The sequence below is a fragment of the Xanthomonas sp. SI genome (genome assembly GCF_014236855.1).
Classification (GTDB): Bacteria; Pseudomonadota; Gammaproteobacteria; order Xanthomonadales; family Xanthomonadaceae; genus Xanthomonas_A.
Map to the genome: position 1 here is coordinate 1,136,523 of NZ_CP051261.1, position 21,214 is coordinate 1,157,736.

General features: G+C 68.2%; 19 protein-coding genes. 8 read left to right on the top strand and 11 right to left on the bottom strand.

The features are described from left to right. The 4 genes from HEP75_RS04840 to HEP75_RS04855 form a co-directional block, all read right to left on the bottom strand. Positions 1 to 960: a L,D-transpeptidase gene (locus HEP75_RS04840; protein ID WP_185825634.1), complete on the bottom strand. Its 960-nt coding sequence runs from the start codon at positions 958 to 960 to the stop codon at positions 1 to 3. 174 nt (positions 961 to 1,134) lie between these two features. Further along, entirely contained in the window at positions 1,135 to 3,858 is a 2,724-nt protein-coding gene (locus HEP75_RS04845; RefSeq protein ID WP_185825635.1) for a TonB-dependent receptor, read from the bottom strand. 136 nt (positions 3,859 to 3,994) lie between these two features. Continuing rightward, entirely contained in the window at positions 3,995 to 5,164 is a 1,170-nt protein-coding gene (locus HEP75_RS04850; protein ID WP_185825636.1) for a phosphatidylinositol-specific phospholipase C1-like protein, read from the bottom strand. Between the two features lie 379 nt (positions 5,165 to 5,543). Continuing rightward, entirely contained in the window at positions 5,544 to 7,490 is a 1,947-nt protein-coding gene (locus HEP75_RS04855) for an acetyl-CoA hydrolase/transferase C-terminal domain-containing protein (RefSeq protein ID WP_185825637.1), read from the bottom strand. Positions 7,491 to 7,602: 112 nt separating this feature from the next. Here HEP75_RS04855 and HEP75_RS04860 point away from each other — a divergent pair, with 112 nt between their 5' ends. Genes HEP75_RS04860 through HEP75_RS04870 form a run of 3 tightly spaced genes read left to right on the top strand, consistent with a single transcriptional unit; the run spans position 7,603 to position 10,047 of the window. Then, a complete protein-coding gene (locus tag HEP75_RS04860) occupies positions 7,603 to 7,971 on the top strand; it encodes a BlaI/MecI/CopY family transcriptional regulator (protein ID WP_185815421.1) in 369 nt (122 codons plus the stop codon). A 16-nt stretch (positions 7,972 to 7,987) separates the two neighbouring features. Further along, positions 7,988 to 9,457 (top strand): TonB family protein, encoded by a 1,470-nt coding sequence (locus HEP75_RS04865; RefSeq protein ID WP_255424075.1) that lies wholly within the window; start codon positions 7,988 to 7,990, stop codon positions 9,455 to 9,457. 5 nt (positions 9,458 to 9,462) lie between these two features. Further along, positions 9,463 to 10,047 (top strand): hypothetical protein, encoded by a 585-nt coding sequence (locus HEP75_RS04870; RefSeq protein ID WP_185826499.1) that lies wholly within the window; start codon positions 9,463 to 9,465, stop codon positions 10,045 to 10,047. A gap of 212 nt (positions 10,048 to 10,259) precedes the next feature. On the opposite strand, the gene HEP75_RS04875 is transcribed toward HEP75_RS04870, so the two are convergent. The 7 genes from HEP75_RS04875 to HEP75_RS04905 all read right to left on the bottom strand — a co-directional run bounded on the left by HEP75_RS04875 (position 10,260) and on the right by HEP75_RS04905 (position 14,735). Beyond that, the gene (locus tag HEP75_RS04875) at positions 10,260 to 10,817 is read right to left on the bottom strand and encodes a flavin reductase family protein (protein ID WP_185825639.1); all 558 of its coding nucleotides are present in this window, start codon (positions 10,815 to 10,817) and stop codon (positions 10,260 to 10,262) included. Between the two features lie 68 nt (positions 10,818 to 10,885). After that, on the bottom strand, positions 10,886 to 11,503 hold the full coding sequence (locus HEP75_RS04880; protein WP_185825640.1) for an ATP-binding cassette domain-containing protein: 618 nt from the start codon (positions 11,501 to 11,503) through the stop codon (positions 10,886 to 10,888). 85 nt (positions 11,504 to 11,588) lie between these two features. Next, positions 11,589 to 12,284: a molybdate ABC transporter permease subunit gene (gene modB / locus HEP75_RS04885; RefSeq protein ID WP_185825641.1), complete on the bottom strand. Its 696-nt coding sequence runs from the start codon at positions 12,282 to 12,284 to the stop codon at positions 11,589 to 11,591. Positions 12,285 to 12,294: 10 nt separating this feature from the next. After that, entirely contained in the window at positions 12,295 to 13,071 is a 777-nt protein-coding gene (gene modA / locus HEP75_RS04890; RefSeq protein ID WP_185825642.1) for a molybdate ABC transporter substrate-binding protein, read from the bottom strand. Positions 13,072 to 13,186: 115 nt separating this feature from the next. Next, positions 13,187 to 14,020 carry an MBL fold metallo-hydrolase gene (locus HEP75_RS04895; RefSeq protein WP_185825643.1) on the bottom strand — a complete coding sequence of 278 codons (834 nt, stop codon included), beginning with the start codon at positions 14,018 to 14,020 and terminating at the stop codon, positions 13,187 to 13,189. Continuing rightward, positions 14,017 to 14,367: a metalloregulator ArsR/SmtB family transcription factor gene (locus HEP75_RS04900; RefSeq protein WP_185822368.1), complete on the bottom strand. Its 351-nt coding sequence runs from the start codon at positions 14,365 to 14,367 to the stop codon at positions 14,017 to 14,019. The genes HEP75_RS04895 and HEP75_RS04900 overlap by 4 nt, the downstream gene beginning before the upstream one ends. Before the next feature lie 5 nt (positions 14,368 to 14,372). Further along, positions 14,373 to 14,735 carry a rhodanese-like domain-containing protein gene (locus tag HEP75_RS04905; protein WP_185825644.1) on the bottom strand — a complete coding sequence of 121 codons (363 nt, stop codon included), beginning with the start codon at positions 14,733 to 14,735 and terminating at the stop codon, positions 14,373 to 14,375. Between the two features lie 136 nt (positions 14,736 to 14,871). Here HEP75_RS04905 and HEP75_RS04910 point away from each other — a divergent pair, with 136 nt between their 5' ends. From HEP75_RS04910 to HEP75_RS04930, 5 genes are all read left to right on the top strand, one after another. Beyond that, positions 14,872 to 15,954, top strand: a complete 1,083-nt coding sequence (locus HEP75_RS04910; protein ID WP_185825645.1) for an efflux RND transporter periplasmic adaptor subunit — start codon at positions 14,872 to 14,874, stop codon at positions 15,952 to 15,954. Between the two features lies 1 nt (position 15,955). Beyond that, positions 15,956 to 19,180, top strand: coding sequence for an efflux RND transporter permease subunit (locus tag HEP75_RS04915; RefSeq protein WP_185825646.1), 3,225 nt, complete (start codon positions 15,956 to 15,958; stop codon positions 19,178 to 19,180). A gap of 84 nt (positions 19,181 to 19,264) precedes the next feature. After that, positions 19,265 to 19,519, top strand: a complete 255-nt coding sequence (locus HEP75_RS22255; RefSeq protein WP_255424000.1) for a hypothetical protein — start codon at positions 19,265 to 19,267, stop codon at positions 19,517 to 19,519. Positions 19,520 to 19,769: 250 nt separating this feature from the next. Continuing rightward, the gene (locus HEP75_RS04925) at positions 19,770 to 20,765 is read left to right on the top strand and encodes a trypsin-like serine protease (RefSeq protein ID WP_185825647.1); all 996 of its coding nucleotides are present in this window, start codon (positions 19,770 to 19,772) and stop codon (positions 20,763 to 20,765) included. 101 nt (positions 20,766 to 20,866) lie between these two features. Next, the gene (locus HEP75_RS04930) at positions 20,867 to 21,145 is read left to right on the top strand and encodes a hypothetical protein (RefSeq protein ID WP_185825648.1); all 279 of its coding nucleotides are present in this window, start codon (positions 20,867 to 20,869) and stop codon (positions 21,143 to 21,145) included. Positions 21,146 to 21,214 lie beyond the last annotated feature (69 nt).

Genomic DNA, 21,214 nt, shown 5'->3' on the forward strand with positions numbered 1-21,214 from the left:
TCACTCCTGCATCGTCACCGGCACCGATGCGTTCACCGCAGCGGCCACGGTCAGCGCATCCCAGTTGGTCAGGCGCACGCAGCCATGCGATTGCGCCTTGCCGACCCGCGCCGGATCCGGCGTGCCATGCAGGCCGTAGTGGTCCTTGGACAGATCGATCCACACCTCGCCGACCGGATTGTTCGGGCCTGCGGCCAGTGTGGCCTTCTTGTCGGACTTGTCGGCGTCCCAGAACAGCTTGGGGTTGTAGTGGAAGGTCGGCTGCCGCACCACGCCCTTGATCTTCCAATCGCCGATCGGCAGCGGGTCGTGCTCGCTGCCGGTGGAGGCGGGAAACTGGGCCAGAATCGCGCCGCCGGCGTCGAGCAGGCGCACAGTGGAGTCGGACTTGTCGACTACCAGCTTGGCCGCCTTCGGCAGCGCCGCGGTGCCGAGCACGTTCGGCACCTGCACGCTGGCGCCGGCCTGGCTGAAATCGACCGATGGGTTGAGCGCACGCAACAGCGCAGGCGCGGCGTGGAAGCGTTCGCCCAGGCGCTCTTCCACCGACTCGTAGCCCAGCGCCGGCAGCTTGGCCTTCTCCGCGGTGTCCTCGGGAATCTTGGGGAACGGGCCGGCGACGTCCTCGGCGGTGAGCGTGTAGGCGATCAGCGCGGGCGCGGCGTCCTGCACCAGCGCCTGCCAGGTGGCGTCGTCGAGTTCGCCGTTTGCGGTCAGCCCGCGCGCCTGCTGGAAGCCGGAGACGGCGCGGCGCTGGTTGGAGCCTGGCTGGCCGTCGATCTCGCCCGGGGAGAAGTGCGCGCGGTCCAGCAGCACTTGCGCGTGCAGCGGCGAACGCTCGCCGCTGTCCGGGGCTGCGCTGGAGGCCGCGGCCTTGGCGGGCGGTTGCGCCGACGCGTTGCCGACTGCGCTTGCGAACAGCACGGCAAGGCAGGCGAGTGGAAGCGATAGGCGGGACATCGGCGACTCCGGCATGAATTCCCGCCACCATGCCTAAGCGCCGCGACTAGCCAGCGTGAAATGACTGGCTGTCCGCTGACCGGAGCGCGGCCGGCACTGCCGGGCCTCGCATCCGTCGCCTTCGAGATCGAAGGCGCGAGGCCTCCGGCGCGATACGCCGGAGGCAGGCTGCGCTCAGTAGGTATAGCCCAGCGTCAGCATGTACACCCGGCCGGTCTCGACATAGGCACCGTCGGCGCCGGGATCGTAGGCCATGTAGCGCGTGGACTTGCCCTGGGTCTCGTAGAACGTGGCCGCATTGAGCAGGTTCTTGGCCGATACGCCCACGTCGATGCCGTGCGGCAGGTGGTAGGTGGCGTTCAAGTCCAGCGACTTCACCGGCTGCAGGTAGTAGTTGAGCCGGTCGCTGGTCAGGCCGAGCAGTTGCAGGCCGGTGTAGTTGTAGCTGAGGTCTGCACGCAGCTTGGTGTCGTCGTAGAACAGGTCCAGGTTGTAGATGCGCTCCGGCGCGCGCGGCAACCAGGTGTTCTCCGGCTGGTCGGCGCGTTTGCTGTCGGCCGAGCTGTGCTGCAGGGTCAGGTTGGCGGTGGCGCCGAAATTGCCCCAGAAACCGGGCAGATCCTGCAGGCGCTTGCTCAGCGCCAATTCCACGCCGTAGAGCTTGGCGGTGCCGCCGTTCTGCGGCATGGTCACCGGCACGCCGTTCTCGAACGTGGTGCCGGTGGGAACCAGGCCGCCGAGCGTGTTGTCGTTGCTGGTGGCCGACTGCGAGGTGTAGACGAAGCCGGTGATGCGCTTGTAGTAGGCCGCCGCGCTGAGCACGCCGCCGTGGGCGTCGTAGAACTCCGCGGACAGGTCGGCGTTGTCGGCCTTGCTCGGATTGAGGTCGGGATTGGGCTTGGAAATGCCGATGACCGTGTTGTTGGGATCGATGGTGTAGACCGTCTCGCCGGAAATCAGGCCGAACGCCGGGCGGCTGAAGCTGCGCCGCAGCGAGGCGCGGTAGACGGTGAGATCGTCCGGGCGATAGTTGAGGCTGATTCCCGGCAGCACTTCGCCGTAGGTGCGGCCGTTGCCGACGAACTGGCCATTGACGCCATCGCCGCTGGATTGCCAGGAGTCGGCCGAGTAGCGGGTCAGTTCGTAGCGCACGCCGGGCAGCACGGTCACCTCGCCGATGTGCAGCGTGGCCATTGCGTAGCCGGAATAGATCGCTTCGGTACTGGAGGTGGTGTTGGCGTTGTAGTCGTTGGCGGTATAGACGCCGGCGCCCTTGGGATCGTCGATGTACTTGTAGGGCACGGCCTGCGCCAGCATCCAGTTGCGGTCCAGGATCTTGAACGGGCCGGCATAGTGGCCATCGAAGGCGCCGTAGGTCACCCGCCCCGGGATCGCGCTCAGCGGAGGGCCGCCGGCGGTGGGGAAGGCGTAGTTGGGGCCGCCGAAGTAGGGGCCGTTGGAAACGAAGTTGCCGTCCTTGTGGAAGAACGGATGGTCGTAGGCGCCGCGGTCGGCGTGGTCGGCCGACAACCCGACCTTGACGCTGTCCAGCACGCTGTCGTCCACCCGGTAGGTGATGTCGGTATGCGCATTGACGCGGTTGTCGTGGCTGCCGGCATCATGGCCCTGCACCTTCCACAGCAACGACGAATCCAGGTTGTAGAAGTAATTCTTCAGCGCGTCGGAGCTGGGGCCGATGCCCGGATAGGTCGGGTCGCTGAGGTCGAAGGCGAAGCTGCCGGGGGTGAAGCCGTACAGGCTGGCCGAGACGTAGTCCGGCCGGCTGCGGGTGCCGCGGCCGAACGAGGTGCCGTAGTCGAATTGCAGGCGGTCCAGCGTGGTCGTGCCGCCCAGTTGCAGCGTCGCCAGTTTTTCGCCGATGTCGTGCGTGTTGAAGTAGCCGCCGCGCACGGCCGTGGGCTGGTTCAAATAGGTTTCCAGACGCGCGCTGGACTGGTCCTGCTGCCCGCTGACATCGTAACTGCCGTAGATGGCGCGCGCGTACAGCTTGCTGTGCTCGCCCTGCCAGTCGAAGGCGAGATTGGCGCCATAGCGCTCGATCTGGCTGGTGTAGACGCTGTACTTGTAGCGGGTGCTGACCAATGGCCCCACGTCGCGCAGATCCACGGCATTGGCCTGCGCCGGATCGGCCGGGACGTATTTGCTGTTGGGCGCAGGCGCCTGCGCCATGTTGTTGTTCTTGCCGTAGTAAGCGGAGGCGTAGAGGCCGAAGGCCTGGTTGTCGCCGAACTTCCAGGCCAGTTCCTGTTGCAGCGTGCCGCCCTTGTCCTTGCCGCCCAGGTCCGAGGCCAGCGCGTTGAACTGGCCCTGCGCGGTGGTCTTGCCGTAGAAATCGCCGTTGAAGTCGAACGCGCTGGGGGTGCGCATATCGATCGCGCCACCGATCGCATCGCCGGGCATGTCCGGCGTCGGCGCCTTGGACACTTGCACCGACTGGATGCCGAACGGGGCCAGCATGTTCAACGAGATCGCACGCGTCGACGAGTCGGTTTCGGGCATGCCGAAGCCGTTGAGGGTGTAGGCGTTGTAGCTGGCGTCCATGCCGCGGATGCTGACGTAAGCGTTCTCGCCGGTGGTGGCCTGGCCCAGGTGCATGTCGCTGTAGGCCGACAACCCCGGCATGTGCGCGAGCACATCGGCGATGCCGGCCGAGGGAATCGCGTCGATCTGCTCCTTGTCCATCACGCTGTTGACGCTGGCGGACAGGCGTTGTTCGTTGATCGAACCGGGCGCGGGCGCCTGGTCGGCCTGCACGTTGACCGAGTCCAGCGTGGTGGGCGTGCGTGGGCTCGCGTCCTCCGCGAACGCGGGTGCGCAGAACGTCAGGGCGATACTGATGGCGTAGGTCAGGCGGCTGATGGAACGGAAGGACGGCATGCAGAGAACTCGCGGTTGGTGAGCTTGGGTACCCTGGCCCCGGCTAAGCGGGCGCAGGCGAATTGCATCGCCCATGCGTTCCATTGCGACAGGTGTGTGGAGGTGGTGCGGTACGAACGGGGCGAGCGACGCCGATTCAATGCGTCAAATCGGTGCCGTCGCAGCGTGCGTTCGGGAATTGCGGATTGCAGCGCGCGGCGGCGTCGCCATCGAAACGCACCACGTAGCCGGAAGCGGCCGCTTCGTGATCGGGAAAATCGGTGCTGAGCAATTGCGCGCCGCTGGCGAGCATGGCGTCGCGGCGCGTGGTGTCGTTGTTTGCCGGCTCTTTCAGGTCCGCATCGGTGCGGGTACGCACCAGATATCCCGCTTTCACCAGGCGCGCGATCTCTTCCGCGCTGCCGTCGTTGCGCTCGGTGAAGGCGGCATCGTCTTCGCCGGGAATGGCATTGGTGAAGCACACGCGGCCGCGCAGCGACGCATGGTCGGGCAAGTAGTGCCGGCCCACCGAATGCTGGTCGAGCAGGAACACGATCTTGCCGCGCGCCTCGTCCAGGGATGGCCAGCCGTGTTCGAGGATCGCGGCATTGAGCGTGGCTGCGCTGCCGCGCACCTGGTCGGGACTCAGGTACTCGCCGCGTCGGAACACCGAGCGGATTTCCGCATCCAGCGCGTCCATCGCCTTGGCATCGAAGGGTTCGGGCTGCACGGTCGGGAACGCCAGCTGCAACGGCGACTCCTCGGTTTCCAGCAGCACGAATATCGGCAGGTGGCGCGGATGCCGCTTGGACCACGCGCGCACTTCCCGCAGGCAGGCGACCAGCGGTTGGCAGGTACTGCGCTGGTCAAGATCCTGCACATGCATGACCTTGAATCCAGGCTTCTCCATCACCCCGGGCGCGGCGTGGGCCGGCGCCGGCGGCAGTCCGGCCTTGGCGATCTGCTCGGCGATCGCCGGATGCGCATAGCGGCCGCCCTTGGCGTCGGCATAGATGTCCAGTTCGATCTGCCTGACGCCGTCGTCGAACTGCTGCGTCAGCGGCGGATGGCGGTAGTCCAGCTTGGCGAACACCGCCGGATTGGTTTGCTTCCACAGTGCCGCTTCGCTGGGCGCAAAACCGGCGTGGTAGCTGTTGTGGCTGCCGATGTACTGCAGTTCGTTGAGCCGCGGCGCGGCATGCAATGCGAGCGGGACGATCGTCAACAGGCCGAGCAGGGCGCACCGGATCAGGTGCAGGCGCGCGGCAGGCGGTAGCGTGGGGCAGGCCGTTTCCAGCGCCGGGGATACAGGTGAACAGGGGCGCATGCGGCAAAGCCGAAGAACGTGGTGCGAGCATCATCGAGGGTCAGCTTGACGCGCATCTTTCCAAACTATTGCTGCATTGCGTCATTCGGTGTGACCGCAACGCGGCAAGCAACAGACTGCGACGGAGATGGCGATGCGGCGACCTCGGCGCTGGCTGGTACGCAGACGCGCCGTGCCGTTTTTCGCCGCACCGCTGCGTCGAGGTTCTCAGGGCGCCCTGGTCTGGCGCAGGGCGTAGGCCAGCAGACGCGCTTCCACGCGCTCGCCGATAACGCGGCAAGCAACAGACTGCGACGGAGATGGCGATGCGGCGACCTCGGCGCTGGCTGGTACGCAGACGCGCCGTGCCGTTTTTCGCCGCACCGCTGCGTCGAGGTTCTCAGGGCGCCCTGGTCTGGCGCAGGGCGTAGGCCAGCAGACGCGCTTCCACGCGCTCGCCGATACTGCGCGGCGCATCCAGCGCCATGCGTTGCAGGCTGGCCGGATCGCCGGGCGTGCGCGACAGCAGCGCGCGCACGATGGTGGCAAGCTTGGTGCCGGTGCCTGCGGTGTTGCGCTTGAGCCAGGCCAGCGCGCGCAGCAGGCGCTGTTCGACCTCGGTGAAATCGCTGCCCAGCGGATAGTCGGGCAGGGTGCCGTCGGCGCGGAACGGGGCCAGCGCGGCGCGCACGCGTTCGGCGCGGTTGCGCTGCCAGTGCGGCCGCGCGATGACATCGGCGCACAGCTTGCCGGCCTGTTTGGCTTCGGCCAGCAGCGCCGGCTGGAACGCCGCATCGGCGATGCCGATCATCCCGACGACGCAGTCTTCGTCGGTCATGCCGCGCAGGTCGGCGATGCCGTATTCGTTGAGATAGATGTCGCGCAGGTGGCGCGGGATCGTGGTGTGGCCGTAGTTCCAGCGCACGTTGGAGTGCAGCGCGGGCGCCTCGCCGCGGACGGCGCGGAACATCAGCACGCTGCGCGCGTCGTCCAGCGCGTGCGCCATCGCCACGAAGTTGTATTGGCCGCCGACCCCGGACACCACGCGGCCGTCGTCCAGCGCATCGGACACCGCCGCGCCCAGCACGGTGGCCATCATGCACGAGTTGAAGAAGCGCGCCTCGCGGCGTTGCAGGCGGCGCAGGCGCTCGTCGCCATACAGCTGGTTGATCGCGCTGATGCGGTGCATGCCGATGCCGGCGCGCGCCTGCGGCGCCATCTCGCGCAGCCAGGCGTAGAACTCGGGCGAGCCGAGATAGAACGCACCCTGCAGGTATTCGCCGTCGCGCTGCAGTCGCGCCTGGTCGCCGGCATCGGCGCTGCCATCGGCCACGCGCTGCATCAGCTCCGCGTCGTCGAGTACCTTGCGCTGGATCACGCCGCACTGGACCAACTGGCGGAAGCCTTCGTTGAGCATCTCGCTGCAGCCGAACAGGCCGATCGAGAACGGCGCGAGTCCGCCGCATTCCTGGACCGCGGGATGCGTTTGCAGTTCCGGATCCAGCGCCGCCAGCACCTGCCGGTAGCGCGCGTTGTCGGTGTGCCGCAGCACCAGCGCGTGGCACAGCGCATCGGCCAGGGTGCCGATGCCGATCTGCAGCGTGCCGCCGTCGCGCACCAGCGTGCTCGCATACAGGCCGATGGCGTAGTCGGCATCGGCCACCGGTTGCCGCGGCAGTCCGAACAGGCGCGGATACGGGCCCGGCGGGGTCACCACCACGTCGAAGAACGATGGCTCCACCGCCGCGCTGCCACCGATCCACGGCAGCTGCGGATCGATCTCGGCGACCAGCAGCGGCCGCGGCAGGCCGCGCCGGCGCACCGCGTCCAGCGTGTCCTGGGTGATGTCGTTGTTGCAGGAGAACGACAGGCGGGTGCCGTCGGGTTCGCGCGCCACCTTCTGCACGATCAGGTTGGGCGCGCGCTGCGCCACCGCATCGGCCGCATGCGTGTAGTTGAGGCTGGTGTAGTTGCGCTGCGCCTGCGTCGAGCGCAGCAGCGCGCCGGATTGCATGTAGAACTCTTCCACCTGGATATGCGCCGGCAGCGCATCGCGCTGCAAGGCCTGCACATACTTGAGCTGGGGGAAATCGTCGCCGAAATGGCGCTGCACGAACGGGCGCAGGAAGCGGCCTTCCAGTCCGCCGCCGGGCGCCGGCGCGTTCAGCGACAGCGCGGTGTAGAGCTGCATCGGTCGCTGCGGATCGGCGGCGACCCGGTCGTACAGCGCGTTGAGCAGGCGGTGCGGCTTGCCGATGCCCAGCGGCGCGCCGATGCGCAGTGGGCCGGGGATGCGCTGCAGGATCAGCTCGACAGCGGCGTCGAGGTCTTCGAGGGAGTCGGTCATAGCGGCATAGCTTAGGCGAGCGCCGCAATCGCGTGTTTCCGCGGTTGGCGAAAGCGCTTGACAACGGATTCGATTACTCATGTAATCGATAAAAATTACAGGCGTAAACGATATGTCGATCAGTGATGCCGAAGCCGTGGTGATGGAGGTGCTGTGGAACCGGAGCCCGCTCGGTGCCGAGGAGGTGTTCGCGGCGCTGTCGGGGCATGGCGGCTGGGCCGAACCCACGGTCAAGACCTTGCTCAATCGGCTGCTCAACAAGGGCGCGATCCGCGCCGACAAACAGGGCCGCCGCTATCTGTACGCGCCGCTGCTGCAGCGCGAACAGTGGGTGCAGCAACAGAGCGAAGGCCTGCTCGAACGCCTGTTCGGCGGCCGCGTCGCGCCGCTGGTGGCGCACTTCAGCGAACGCGGCAAGCTCAGCGACGCCGATATCGCCGAACTCAAACGACTGATCCAGGAGCTGGACGATGAGCGTTGAAACCTTCGTAGCGGGAATGTGGGCCACGGCGCTGTCCGGCAGTGTGGCGATCGTGTTGGCGTTGGCGCTGCGTGCGCCGTTGCGGCGCGCGTTCGGTGCCGGCGTCGCCTACGCGGTATGGGGTGTGGTGCCGTTGGCCATGCTCGCCGTGCTGCTGCCTGGCGACGTGCGTCCGGCGCTGCCGGCGGCGTTGGCGATGCCGCAGGTCTGGGTCGGGCTGCCGCAGGAATCCGCTGGCGCTGCCGGTGCGATGACGCTGGCGAGCAGCCATGCCGCCCTGTGGATGGCTACCCTCTGGCTGCTGGGCGCGGCGGCGATGGCCGCCGCGTTGTGGCGGCAGCAGCAGCGCTATCGGCATAGCCTAGGCCAGCTGTCGCCCGGCACCGATGGGGTGCTGTACGCGCAACACGCGGTGCATGGTCCGTTGGTGCTCGGCGCCTGGCGCCCGCGTGTGGTACTGCCGATGGATTTCGCGCAGCGCTATCCGCCCGCGCAGGCGCAACTGGTGCTGGCCCACGAGCGCATGCATATCGCCCGCGGCGACACCCGCCACAATCTGTTGCTGGCTGCCTTGCGCTGCGCGTACTGGTTCAACCCCTTGCTGCACTGGGCCGCGTCGCGGTTCCGCTTCGACCAGGAACTGGCCTGCGATGCGGCGGTGCTGGCACGGCATCCAGCTTCGCGCCGCAGCTACGCCGAAGCGATGCTGCAGACCCAGTTGGATGCGACTGCATTGCCGGTGGGTTGCCATTGGCAGGCCGGGCAGACCCTGCGGCAGCGGATCGGCATGCTGCAGCGGCCGGCCGTGCGCGGCTGGCGGCGGCGTGCGGGCATCGCCGTGGTGGCGATGGCGACCTTGTGCGGCGGCGGCGCGGCATGGGCGTTGCAACCGCTGCCGGCATCCGCGTTGGCGGATGCGCAAGCGCCGGATGCGGATGCACTGGCCGGGACTCTGGGCGCAGGGCCAGCCAGCACCGGGACGCGCTTGCCAATGCTGATGGCTTCGGCAGCCGATGCTGCGACCACATCCGCCAAGCGCGCCACCGTGGATGCCAAGCCAATGGCCATGCCGCCACCGGCCTATCCGCGCGACGCACTGCGCGAGGGCGCCTCGGGAAAACTGTCGCTGTTGGTGAGCGTGGATGCGGCCGGCGCCGTCAGCGATGTGCAGTTGCTTGATCGTGGTACGGGCAATGCGGCGCTGGACCAGGCGGCGATTGCCGCCGCCAGGAAGTGGCGCTTCGTTCCGGCGCAGAAGCAGGGACGGACGGTGGCGTCGCGGTTGAAGATACCGGTCACCTTCGAATCCGGGAGGGAGCCTGTGGATGCGCCATCGGGGGTCCCGAATGCATCGAACTATCGCTGGTATCTGGTGGATACGGAGGCGGATGATGCGCCTGAGCAAACCTGCGACGTTGTCTCTGTCGATGGGCAAGGGCCGAACCGGCGCGTGTATTGCGGCATGTCCATCAAGACGGCCAAGTGATGAGCCTGCGCAGGATCTGCCTGGCCAGCCTGTGCCTGTGCCTGGCCGGCTGCGCCAGCCAGCCGCCGCGCGAGCAGACCCAGCGGCTGGACTCCGTGGACCAGCGCCTGCTTGCACCACGCGGCGATGGCGCCCCGGGCGGCGCCATCACCGCCTACACGATGCAGCCGCAGCAGGTGTTCCGCATGCCGCAGCCGCTGGACGCGGCGACGCCGCAACTGCCGGCCGATTCGCCGCGGCGCACGCTGGCGCCGACCACGGTATGCGTGCGCGTGGTCCTGTCCGCGCAAGGCGCGGTGCAGCGCAGCGAGCCCTTGCACGACCGCGAGGAATGCAGCGCCGGTGCCCTGGCGGACACTGCCGATCTGCTGCAGGCGGTGCAGCAGGAGGTCGCGCGTTGGCGCTTCGTGCCCGCGGCGATCTGCACCTATGCCGATCCGGCGCAGCGGCCGGCAGTGGAGGGACGCTGCGACGATGCGGTGTCGGTGGAAGAGGTGCCGGTGACGCTGGCCTACGCGTTCACCTTCGAGGTGCGCGAGGGCAAGGCCAGCGTGCAGGCCGGGCGTGTGGGCGGTCGAAGTGCGCGTTGAGTGTTTGATGCCGCACAGTGAGCGCCGGAAAGTACTTCTCTGACGATTGACGATTGAGGGTTACGGAAGCGATCGGTTAGCTTCTGGCCATCGATTGCGATAGGCGTCGCCGTAGAGTCTGTCGCGACTGAAGTCGCTCCTACAAGGGCGGCATCTCGACGGGATGCCCAATATGGCGGCAGCAGGATCGCTGCCGCGCGCTGTCATCGCGGTTACAGCATTTCCGGCTTGAACAGGCGCCGCCGCGAGACTTCCGCGCCGGACAGCATGAACTTGCCGTCGCCGCGGTAGTGCAGGGTCTTGGGCAGTTTCGGCGACGTGGCGACCTGCGCCTTGACCACCTCCCAGACGAACAGGTTGTGCCTGGCGATCTGGCGGCCATCGTGCAGGCGGCACTCGAAGCTCGCGTAGCACTCGGCAATCGACGGCGCATCGACGTGCGTGCCGGCCACCGCGGTCAGGCCGAAGTGCGCGAACTTGTCGAGCTGCGCGCCGCTGCTGTTGCCGATGCCGATCACGGTGTCGAGCAGGTCCGCGGTCGGCAGATTGATCGTGCATTGCTTGCTGCGCCGGACCAGTTCGAAGCTGTGGTTGGCGCTGGAGATGCAGCAGGCGATCAGCGACGGCGAGAACTCCAGCACCATGTGCCAGCCCATGGTCATGATGTCGCGCTGCCCTTTCCATGCAGAACCGACCAGCACCACCGGGCCGGGTTCCAGGAACCGGCGCACCTGGTCGAGCGGGAAATCATGCTTGCGGTAGCGGCGCATGGCGGCGGCCTCGCTTCGTTGCGATGGCGCACAGTCTTGCCATCGGCGGTGAACGCGGCGTCGGCGCGCTATTCCAGCCGATGGATCGCGTCGGCGATGCGTTCCACTTCCTCGGCCTGATGGCTGACGTAGAGCATCGGCAGCCGCACTTCGTCGCGCACGCGCTGCAGGTACGGGATCAGTTCGCCGCGGCGTTGCGCGTCCAGCGCCGACAGCGGTTCGTCGAACAGCAGGATCGCCGGCTGCGACAGCAATGCGCGGCCGATCGCCACGCGCTGCGCCTCGCCGCCGGACAGGTTGCCGGGGCGCCGCGCCAGCAGCGGCGCGATGCCGAGCAGCTCCACCACCGCATCGAAGCCGAAGCGCTCGGCCTGGCCGCGGCCGTGGCGGCCGTAGCCGAGGTTGCGGCGTACGTCCATGTGCGGGAACAGTCGCGCGTCCTGGAATACGTAGCCGATGCGGCGCCGGTGGGTGGGCACGTCGATGCCGGCGGCGCTGTCGTAGAGCACGCGCTCGTCGATGGCGATGCGTCCGCTGCGCGGCCGCAACACGCCGGCGATGGCGTTGAGCATGCTGGTCTTGCCGGCGCCGGACGGGCCGACCAGCGCGACCACGCGCGCCGTTTCCTCGACCCGCAAGCGGCGCTGGAAGCGGCCGCGCTGCACTTCGATATCGATGCTCAGCATCGGCGCATGCTCGCGTCACGTTGCGAATGCGGCGCGCCGTGGACACGCGTGGCGGGCAGATCGCGCGCGGCGTTGCGGAGCCGGCTCACGCGTCCGCCTCCGGCCCGCGCTGGCGCCGCACCAGCCATTCGGACAGCAGCAGCGCGGCCAGCGAGATCGCCAGGGCCACCGCCGCCAGCCGCCAGATGCCCGCTTCGCCGCCGGGCACCTGCAGCAGGCCGTAGATCGCCGACGACAGGGTCTGGGTTTCCCCGGGAATGTTCGACACGAAGGTGATGGTGGCGCCGAATTCGCCCAGCGCCTTGGCGAAGGCGAGCGCGGTGCCGGCGACCAGCCCGGGCCAGGCCAGCGGCAGGGTGATGCTGAAGAACACTCGCCATGGCCCGGCGCCGAGCGTGGCCGCGGCCGCCTCCAGGCGGCGGTCGGTGGCTTCCAGCGCCATGCGGATCGCGCGCACCATCAGCGGGAATCCCATCACCGCGCTGGCCAGCGCCGCGCCGGTCCAGCGGAATACGAACTGCACGCCAAGGTGCTCGAGCAGCCAGGCGCCGACCGGCCCCTGCGTGCCGAACACGATCAGCAGCGCATAGCCGGTGACGATCGGCGGCATCACCAGCGGCAGGTGCAGCAACGCATCCAGCAGCGCCTTGCCGGGAAAACGGCGCCGCGCCAGCAGCCAGCCGCAGACCACGCCGAACGGCAGGCTGCCCAGCGCCGCGACCAGCGCGACCTTGACGCTGAGCGCGATCGCGGTGAGCTCTTGCGGCGTGAATGCGAACAACGGCGATGGCTCAGTGCGCGAGCGAGAAACCGCGGCGCTGGAAGATCGCCTGCGCCGGCGGCGTACCCAGCCAGCGCACGAAATCGGCCGCGGCCGGATGCTTGCTGGCGCGCAGCGCCGCCACCGGATACACGATCGGCGCGTGGCTGTCGGCGGGGAACACCGCCACCACCCGCACCTTCGGTTCGGCCTTGGCGTCGGAGCCGTAGACGATGCCTAGTGGCGCCTCGCCGCGCGCGACCAGCATCAGCGCGGCGCGCACGCTTTCCGATTCGGCCAGGCGCGCCTGCACGCCGTCCCACTGGCCGAGTGTCTGCAGCGCGGCGCGCGCGTACTTGCCGGCCGGCACGCTGTTGGTCTGGCCGACCGCAAGGCGGCCCTGCGCACCGAGCGCGGCGGCGAGCGCGCCGGGTTTGCGCAGGTCCACCTTAGTCTTGCTGGCCGCCGGCGCGACCAGCACCAGCGTGTTGCCGAGCAGGTTGCGGCGCTGCGCCGCATCGACCAGCTGACGCTGCTGCAGATAGTCCATCCACTCCAGGTCGGCGGAGAAGAACACGTCCGCCGGCGCGCCTTGTTCCACCTGCCGCGCCAGCGCCGAGCTGGCCGCGTACGACACCTGCACCGGCGTGCCGCTGGAGCGCTGGTAGGCAACCGTGGCCTCGTCCAGGGATTCCTTCAGGCTGGCCGCGGCGAATACGGTCAGCGGCGTCTGCGCCCAGGCCGGCGGCGCGGCCATGGCGACGGTGAGCGAGAGCAGGCACAGCAGGCTGCGTAGCGAACGGGACATGGGGCGCTCCGAGGAATCAGGGGACGGGCGGCGATCGGCTGGACCTGGCGCAGTGGCGCGCAGGCCGCTGCGATGGCAGCGCGATCGTGCGCGGTACGCCCGCATCCTACCGTCTTCAGCGCGGCGCGGCGTGCAGGTCGTCGGTGCGGCCGGCCTGGATGTTGGCGCGTACCGACGGCTGCATCAGCCGCGGCTGCGCCAAGGTCGCGTCGCGCGCCTGCCGCAATGCGACGAACTCGGCTTCATCGATGCCGTCGCGCACGTGGATGTTGTCGCGGCGCTGCGCGCCGATGCTGGTTTCGCAGGCGACCGCGCGGCCGCCGACGCCGTAGTCGTGGCAGACGAACACGCGGGTGGCGGCTGGCAGTGCGTACAGCCTGTGGATCGAACGGAACAGCGTGGCCGCGTCGCCGCCGGGGAAATCGCAGCGTGCCGTGCCGCTGTCGGGCATGAACAGCGAATCGCCGGGAAACAGCGCATCGCCGATCAGGTAGGCGATGCTGTCGTCGGTATGCCCGGGCACCGCGATCACCTGCGCCTGCAGCGCGCCGATCGCGAAACGCTCGCCGTCGGCGAACAGGTGGTCGAAGCCGCAGCGCGTGTCGCCGTTGTCCTCGGCCAGGCCGAACTGCGGCGCGAAGCGCGCGCGTACCGCGCGGATGCCGGCGCCGATCGCCAGCGTCGCCTGCGGCCAGCGTCGCTTGAACCACTGCGCGGCGGAGACGTGGTCGGCGTGGGCGTGGGTCTCCAGGATCCAGCGCAGTTGCAGGCCGCGTGCGGACAGCAGCTCGGCCAGGCCCCGCACCGGCGCGTCGCGCAGGGTAGCGGTGTCCGCATCGAAGTCCAGCACCGGGTCGATCACTGCAGCCTCGTGGCCGTCTTCGACCAGGTAGCTCCAGGTGCCGGAACCGGCGTGGTGGAAGGGGTGGACGTTGGGAATCTGGCTCATGTGCCTGCCTTGGCGGGAGAGGAAGGTGCGGCGCTGCAATAGATGCCGTGCAAGGTATCGAGGATGCGCTGCGCCGGGCCGGGGACCAGCGAATAGTAGATGGTCTGCCCGTCGCGGCGGGTCTGCACCAGGCCGTCCTCGCGCAGCACCGCCAGGTGCTGCGACAGCGCCGATTGGCTCAGGTCCAGGCGCGTGTTGAGTTCGCCCACCGAGTGTTCGTGGTCCACCAGCAGGCACAGCAACAGCAGCCGCTTTTCGTTGCCGAGCGCCTTCAGCAGGCGCGCGGCTTCGCCGGCATGCGCACGCATCGCCGCAGGATCCATCGCGGGTTGCAGGCGGCGGGCCATCGGACTCAGAAGGCGACCGGCAGGCCGGCCGCGGTCCAGCCCAGGAAGCCGCCGTTCAACGAGCGCACCGCGCTGTAGCCCAGCTGCTGCAGGCTCAGCGCGGCCAGCGTGGAACGGCCGCCGCTGGCGCAGTACAGCAGGATCGGCTGGTCGCGCCGGGCCAGCGCCGGGTCGGTGTCGAGACGGAATTCGAGGATGCCGCGCGGAATGTTGATCGCGTTGGGCAAGTGGCCGACGGCGAACTCGCCGGGTTCGCGCACGTCGATGATCCATTCGCCGGGCAGCGGCGTGGCGGCCGCGTCGGTATCGACTTCTTGGATCTGCGGGCGCGCCCTGTCGACCAGGGCTTGTGCGGAGGAATGGGGCATTGGGGGGCTCCGGTGGATGAACGGCGCTCATAATATCAGTTGACTCTAATATAAGAAAGTTCTAATTTATCTCGCAGCCAGCGAAGGTTCGCTGGCGCCGACCGGGTTCGGTCGAACCTTCGTCCCGGAGTCCTGCGTGAAACCGTTTATCCTCTCGATCACGCTGGCCGCGAGCCTGTCGCTAGCGGCGTGCCGCCACGAATCCGCCTCGCCGATGCCGCCGCCGCTGCCCGCGCTGCAGACCGATCCGGTGGCGTTCGCCGATCCCGCCGCGCGCGCCTGGGATGGCGTGGTCGCCGCGGTGGAGCATGCCGACCTGTCGGCGCAGACCGACGGGCGCGTGCGCGAGGTGACGGTGGACGTCGACGATCGCGTCGTCGCCGGCCAGGTGCTGCTGCGGCTCAGCGCGGTGGAGCAGCGCGCCAGCGTGGACAGCGCGCAGGCGCAGCTGCGTTCGGCCGCGGCCAGCGCCGACGAGGCCGAGGCCAGCTACCGCCGCTACGCCGCGCTGGCCGGCGCGCAGTACGTGTCGCGGGCGCAACTGGACCAGGCCCGGGCCACCCGCGATGCCGCGGTCGCGGCGCGCCAGTCCGCCGCCGCGCAACTGGCGCAGGCGCGCCAGCCGGCCGACTACACGGTGATCCGCGCGCCGTTCGCCGGCGTGGTCAGCGCGCGCCAGGTGCAGCCCGGCGAAGCGGTGGCGACCGGCCAGGCCCTGCTGTCGCTGTATGCGCCTGGCGCGCAGCGCATCGACGTGCAGGTGCCGCAGTCCGACGCCGCCGCGATCCGCGCCGCGCCACGCGCGCAGGTGCGGCTGGACGACGGCCGCGCGCTGACGGTGGCGCAGGTGGTGGTGTTCCCCACCGCCGATCCGAACAGCCATAGCGTGACCGTGCGCGTGCCGTTTCCCGCGCTGCTGCCGGCACCGGCGCCGGGCACGACCGCCAAGGTCGCGTTCGCGCTGCCCACCGAGGGCGCAGACGCAAGCGCGGCCACGCTGTGGATGCCGCGCGCGGCGTTGCTGCAGCGTGGCGAACTCAGCGCGGCCTATGTGCTCGCCGCCGGCACGCTGAGCCTGCGCCAGCTGCGCGTAGGCCGGCAGGAGCCGCAGCGGGTCGAGGTGCTGGCGGGATTGCGCGCCGGCGAGCGCGTGGCGCGCGATCCGGTCGCCGCCGGGCAGGCGCTGGCCGCGCAGCGGCGCGCGCTGGCGGAGCGCTGAGATGGCGGCGCGACTGGGCGTGTCCGGGCGGCTGGCGGCGGCGTTCCAGGCCAATCCGCTGACTCCGTTGCTGGCGCTGCTGGGCCTGCTGCTGGGCCTGGCCGCGGTGGCGATCACCCCGCGCGAGGAAGAGCCGCAGATCGACGTGACCATGGCCACCGTGTCGGTGGCCTTCGCCGGCGCCGATGCGCGCGAAGTGGAGCAGCTGCTGAGCACGCCGCTGGAGCAGAAGCTGGCCGAGATCGAAGGGGTCAAGCACGTGTACTCGGTCAGCCGCCCGGGGCAGGCGCTGCTGACCGTCGAGTTTCAGGTCGGGGTGCCGCGCCAGGCGGCGCTGGTGCGCCTGTACAACCAGGTCTATTCGAACCTGGATGCGTTGCCGCAGGGCATGGGCGTGGGCACGCCGCTGATCAAGCCCAAGGGCATCGACGACGTGCCGGTGATGGCGGTGACCCTGTGGAGCGACGATCCGCAGCGCAGCGCGGTGGACCTGGGCGAGGTCGCGCACACGCTGGAAACCGAACTCAAGCGCATCCCCGGCACACGCGACATCTACAGCATCGGCGCGCCGCAGCGGGTGCTGACGCTGACCCTGGATCCGGCGCGGCTGGCCGCCTATGGCCTGACCGTGTCCGACCTGAGCCAGTCGCTGCAGGCGGCCAATGCGGTGCGCCAGCTCGGCGAGCGCATCGGCGGTGGCCGTGCGGTACCGGTCGCCGCCGGTACCTTCCTGGCCGATGCGGACACGGTGGCGGCGCTGGTGATCGGTGTGCACGACGGCCAGCCGCTGCATCTGCGCGACGTGGCGCAGGTGCGCGCCGGCGCCTACCTGCCCAGCAGCTATGTCTGGTACGGCGCGCCGGCGGCCCGCGGCGATCCGGCGCAGGGCCGCGCGCCGGCGGTGACCCTCGCCATCGCCAAGCAGCCCGGCAGCGATGCCGCCGCGATCACCCGCGCGGTCGCCGCGCGCCTGCAGCAGCTGCGCGGCGAAACGATCCCGCAGGGCGTGCACGCCGAGGTGACCCGCGACTACGGCGCCAGCGCCGACGCCAAGGCCGCCAAGCTGATCCACAAGCTGGTGTTCGCGACCGGCTCGGTGGTGCTGCTGGTGCTGTTCGCGCTGGGCTGGCGCGAGGCCGTCGTGGTCGGCAGCGCGGTGGTGCTGACCCTGGCGCTGACCCTGTTCGCGTCGTGGGCGATGGGCTTCACCCTCAACCGGGTCTCGCTGTTCGCGCTGATCTTCTCGATCGGCATCCTGGTCGACGACGCCATCGTGGTGGTGGAGAACATCCACCGGCACATGCGCGCCGGCAGCAAGACGTTGCGCGAGGCGATCCCGCCAGCGGTGGACGAGGTTGGCGGGCCGACCATCCTCGCCACCTTCACCGTGATCGCAGCGCTGATGCCGATGGCCTTCGTCAGCGGCTTGATGGGGCCGTACATGCGGCCGATCCCGATCAACGCCTCGGTCGGCATGCTGCTGTCGTTGGCGATCGCGCTGATCGTGACCCCGTGGCTGTCGCTGAAGCTGCTGGCGCGGCATGCGCCGGCGGTAGCCGATGCCGCTGCCGACAGAGCGACGGCGTCCGCATCGCCGCGCCTGCAGCGCTTCTTCTCGCGCTTGCTGCATCCCTTCCTCGCCCCTGATCGCGGCGCGCGGCGGCGCGGCTGGCTGTTCTCCGGCATCGCCGCGCTGCTGGTGCTGGCGGTGTCGCTGGTCGGGCTGCAATGGGTGGTGATGAAGATGCTGCCGTTCGACGACAAGTCCGAACTGCAGATCGTGGTCGATCTGCCCGAAGGCAGCACCCTGCAGGACACCGATGCGCTGCTGGTCGAACTGTCGGGCGTGCTCGACCGCACCGCGGACGTGCACGACTACCAGGGCTATGCCGGCACCTCGGCGCCGGTCAATTTCAACGGTCTGGTGCGCCAGTACTACCTGCGCAGCGGCAACAACGTCGGCGACCTGCAGGTGAACCTGGTCGACAAACACCTGCGCACGCGGCAGAGCCATGCCATCGCGCGCGCGTTGCGTCCCGAACTGGCGGCGATCGCACGCCGCCATGGCGCGGCGCTGAAGGTGGTGGAGGTGCCGCCGGGTCCGCCGGTGCTGGCGCCGTTGGTCGCCGAGGTGTACGGCCCGGATTACGCGCGCAGCCGCCAGCTGGCACTGGCGTTGCAGCAGCGCTTCCTGCGCACGCCGAACGTGGTCGATGTGGATACCAGCGTGGAAAGCGCCGCGACGCGCGAGGTGATCGTGGTCGATCGGGGGCGCGCGGCGCGGCTGGGCGTGAGCCAATCGGCGATCGCCGATGCGCTGGCGACGTCGGTGCAGGGCGTGGATGCGACCTGGCTGCACGATGGCGCCTCCAAGTACCCGCAACCGGTGCGGCTGCGCCTGGCCGCGGCCGACCAGGCCGGCGTCGCGCGCATGTTGGCGCTGCATGTGCGCGGCGGCGACGGCCAACTGGTGGCGTTGTCGGAGCTGGTCGCAGTGCAACGCTTGCCCTGGGACGGTGCGATCTCGCACAAGGATCTGCGGCCGGTGGTGTACGTCACCGGCGACGAGGCCGGGCGCCTGGACAGTCCGCTCTACGGCATGTTCGACCTGGTCGGGCAACTGCGCCGACAGCGCGTCGGCGGGCAGGCGGTGGCGCAGTATTTCATCGCGCAACCGCTCGACAGCGGCGACTTCGCGGTCAAGTGGGATGGCGAGTGGCAGATCACCTACGAGACCTTCCGCGACATGGGCATCGCCTACGCGGTCGGCCTGCTGCTGATCTATCTGCTGGTGGTGGCGCAGTTCCGCAGCTATCTGGTGCCGCTGGTGATCATGGCGCCGATCCCGTTGACGGTGATCGGAGTGCTGCCGGGGCACGCGCTGCTCGGCGCGCAGTTCACCGCCACCAGCATGATCGGCATGATCGCGCTGGCCGGCATCATCGTGCGCAATTCGATCCTGCTGGTGGACTTCATCCGCCAGGCCTTGGCGCAGGGCCGCAGCGCCGAGCAGGCGGTGGTGGAGGCCTGCGCGGTGCGCGCGCCGCCGATCGTGCTGACCGGGCTGGCGGCGATGCTGGGTGCCTTCTTCATCCTCGACGATCCGATCTTCAACGGCCTGGCGGTGTCGCTGATCTTCGGCATCCTGGTCAGTACCGCGCTGACCCTGCTGGTGATCCCGCTGCTGTACTACCCGCTGGCGCGCCGCGCTGCCAAGCCGGCGTGAGCGGGATGCGCATGCGCGTCCACGCGGTCTTTGCAGTGCAGGCGTAGAGCCGGCGATTCCGTCATCGACGTCCTGGAGATCCGCATGAGCATCGGCGATCCGATCCGCGTCACCCTCAAACAGGAGACGGATTTCGCGTTCCGCATCCAGTTCGACGAAACCGATCTGGCCGTGGCTGGGCGACGAGACCGCGCCGCCTCGACCAGTTCGAACGGTTCTGCGTGGTCACACAGAGCGTGCGCCAGGGCATCGACGTGCAGGTCCTGGCTTGGCGGTCTTGCTATCGTTCAATCGACACCATCCGGACGACGCACGCAGACTGCGGCTTCGTTGCAGTAGTTAAGAAAAACGTCAGGGGCATGAAGCGCTCCTGTTAGTCGGACACGAGCTACAGCGGAATGCGAAGAGGCTCCGTCCGATCGCCGGACGCATGACGAGTGTCGGAAGCGATCCCAGAATCGGTCGAAACTCTACTGTTTTCACGACTTTCTAACGAAAGCCGGCGTAGCCGTCGATTGGCGTGGCTGGCATGGGATAGCAATTGCCGATCACGCTGCTAAGGATCATTCAACCAACAACGGAGATTGTTATGAAAAATCTAGCCGTTCTGAGTTTGGTGTTGCTGGTTTCGGCCCCCGCGGTGAACACTGCGGTAGCAAAGGAAGCCACATTCGAGAAGTTGAACAAGAAAGCCAGCTTCATACATGGCGACAATCTGGTGACAAACGTTCTACCGGAAAGGGGGGCGTCGGCTGACGACCGTCTGCAGTCACCTCAGCAGAAGGCCGCCGGGCTGAGTGCTGTCATGGTCACCCGCAATGGCGACTTGTACGAATCCAGGATGGATCCGGAAGATGTCGCCATTTTCGAGCAGGCCATCATGGACTTGCAGATGCTTGGCCGCACGTCCACGACGTTCAGCACGCCTCCGAGGCTTCCAGATTTCTACGGAAGCAGTCGCGTCAATCCCAATGTCGTTATCGGCACCGACGACCGGGTGCAAGTGTCGAATACCGTGGCGTCTCCGTACTGGCATATCGGTCGTATCGGAATCGGTTGTACCGGTACGCTGATTACGCCGAAACATGTCCTCACCGCGGGGCACTGTGTATCCAACGGAGCGGGTACTTTTTATTCCAGCCTGGATTTCACCACGGCGCAGAACGGTAGCTATCAGCCTTGGGGGACGACCACATGGTCGAGGGCCATCACCACGTCGGCATGGCACAACAGCGCGGACAGCAACTACGATTATGCGCTGATCGTGCTGAGCACGGCTCCGCATGGCGGTAACTCCGGCTGGGGCGTGTATTCGGGAGGTACGCATACCATCACCGGTTATCCGGGTGACAAACCTCTGGGTACGATGTGGACGCATTCCGGGTCGGTATCGACCAGTGGTTCTTACAGGCTTTGCTATACCATCGATACCTCCGGCGGGAACAGCGGAAGCGGGATTGCAAGCGACGGTGGGGTCAATGTCCGCGGGATCCATACTACGGGATCGTCCAGTCAGAACTGTGGAACGAGGCTGACCAGCACCGTCTACAATACGCTTCAAAACTGGATCGCTACGTACCCGTGACTGCTCATTGACGCTGACTTGAAATAACACGGACGTGGTGCGCCGCATGGCCGGCGCACCACGTTTTCGCGGCGTATCGGCCAAGGCGCGAGGAGGCAAATATGAAAACGGTTTTTATTGCAGCGCTGATGCTGTTGGCAGGCTGCGGCCTCGACCGCACGCAGCCGGCCAAGAATCAAGAGCCGTTGGAGCGCGCGCTGATCATCGGCAGTGCAGAATCTCCGGACCCAGTGCTGGTCAAGGTCATGGAGTTGGAAAAAAGCGGTGTAGTGGAAGATGTCGTTGTGCACGAATCCTTTCCCGTGCAGATCCGCTTGCGCGCACCACAGAAAGTAATCGACGAGCTCAATGGAATCCCTCGGTCCGGCAAGTTGCGTTAGCGGTAGCCGACTTTACCGGGGATGCTTACTCGACTCATCCGCATTTCGGGGGACTGGCATGGCAGTAGG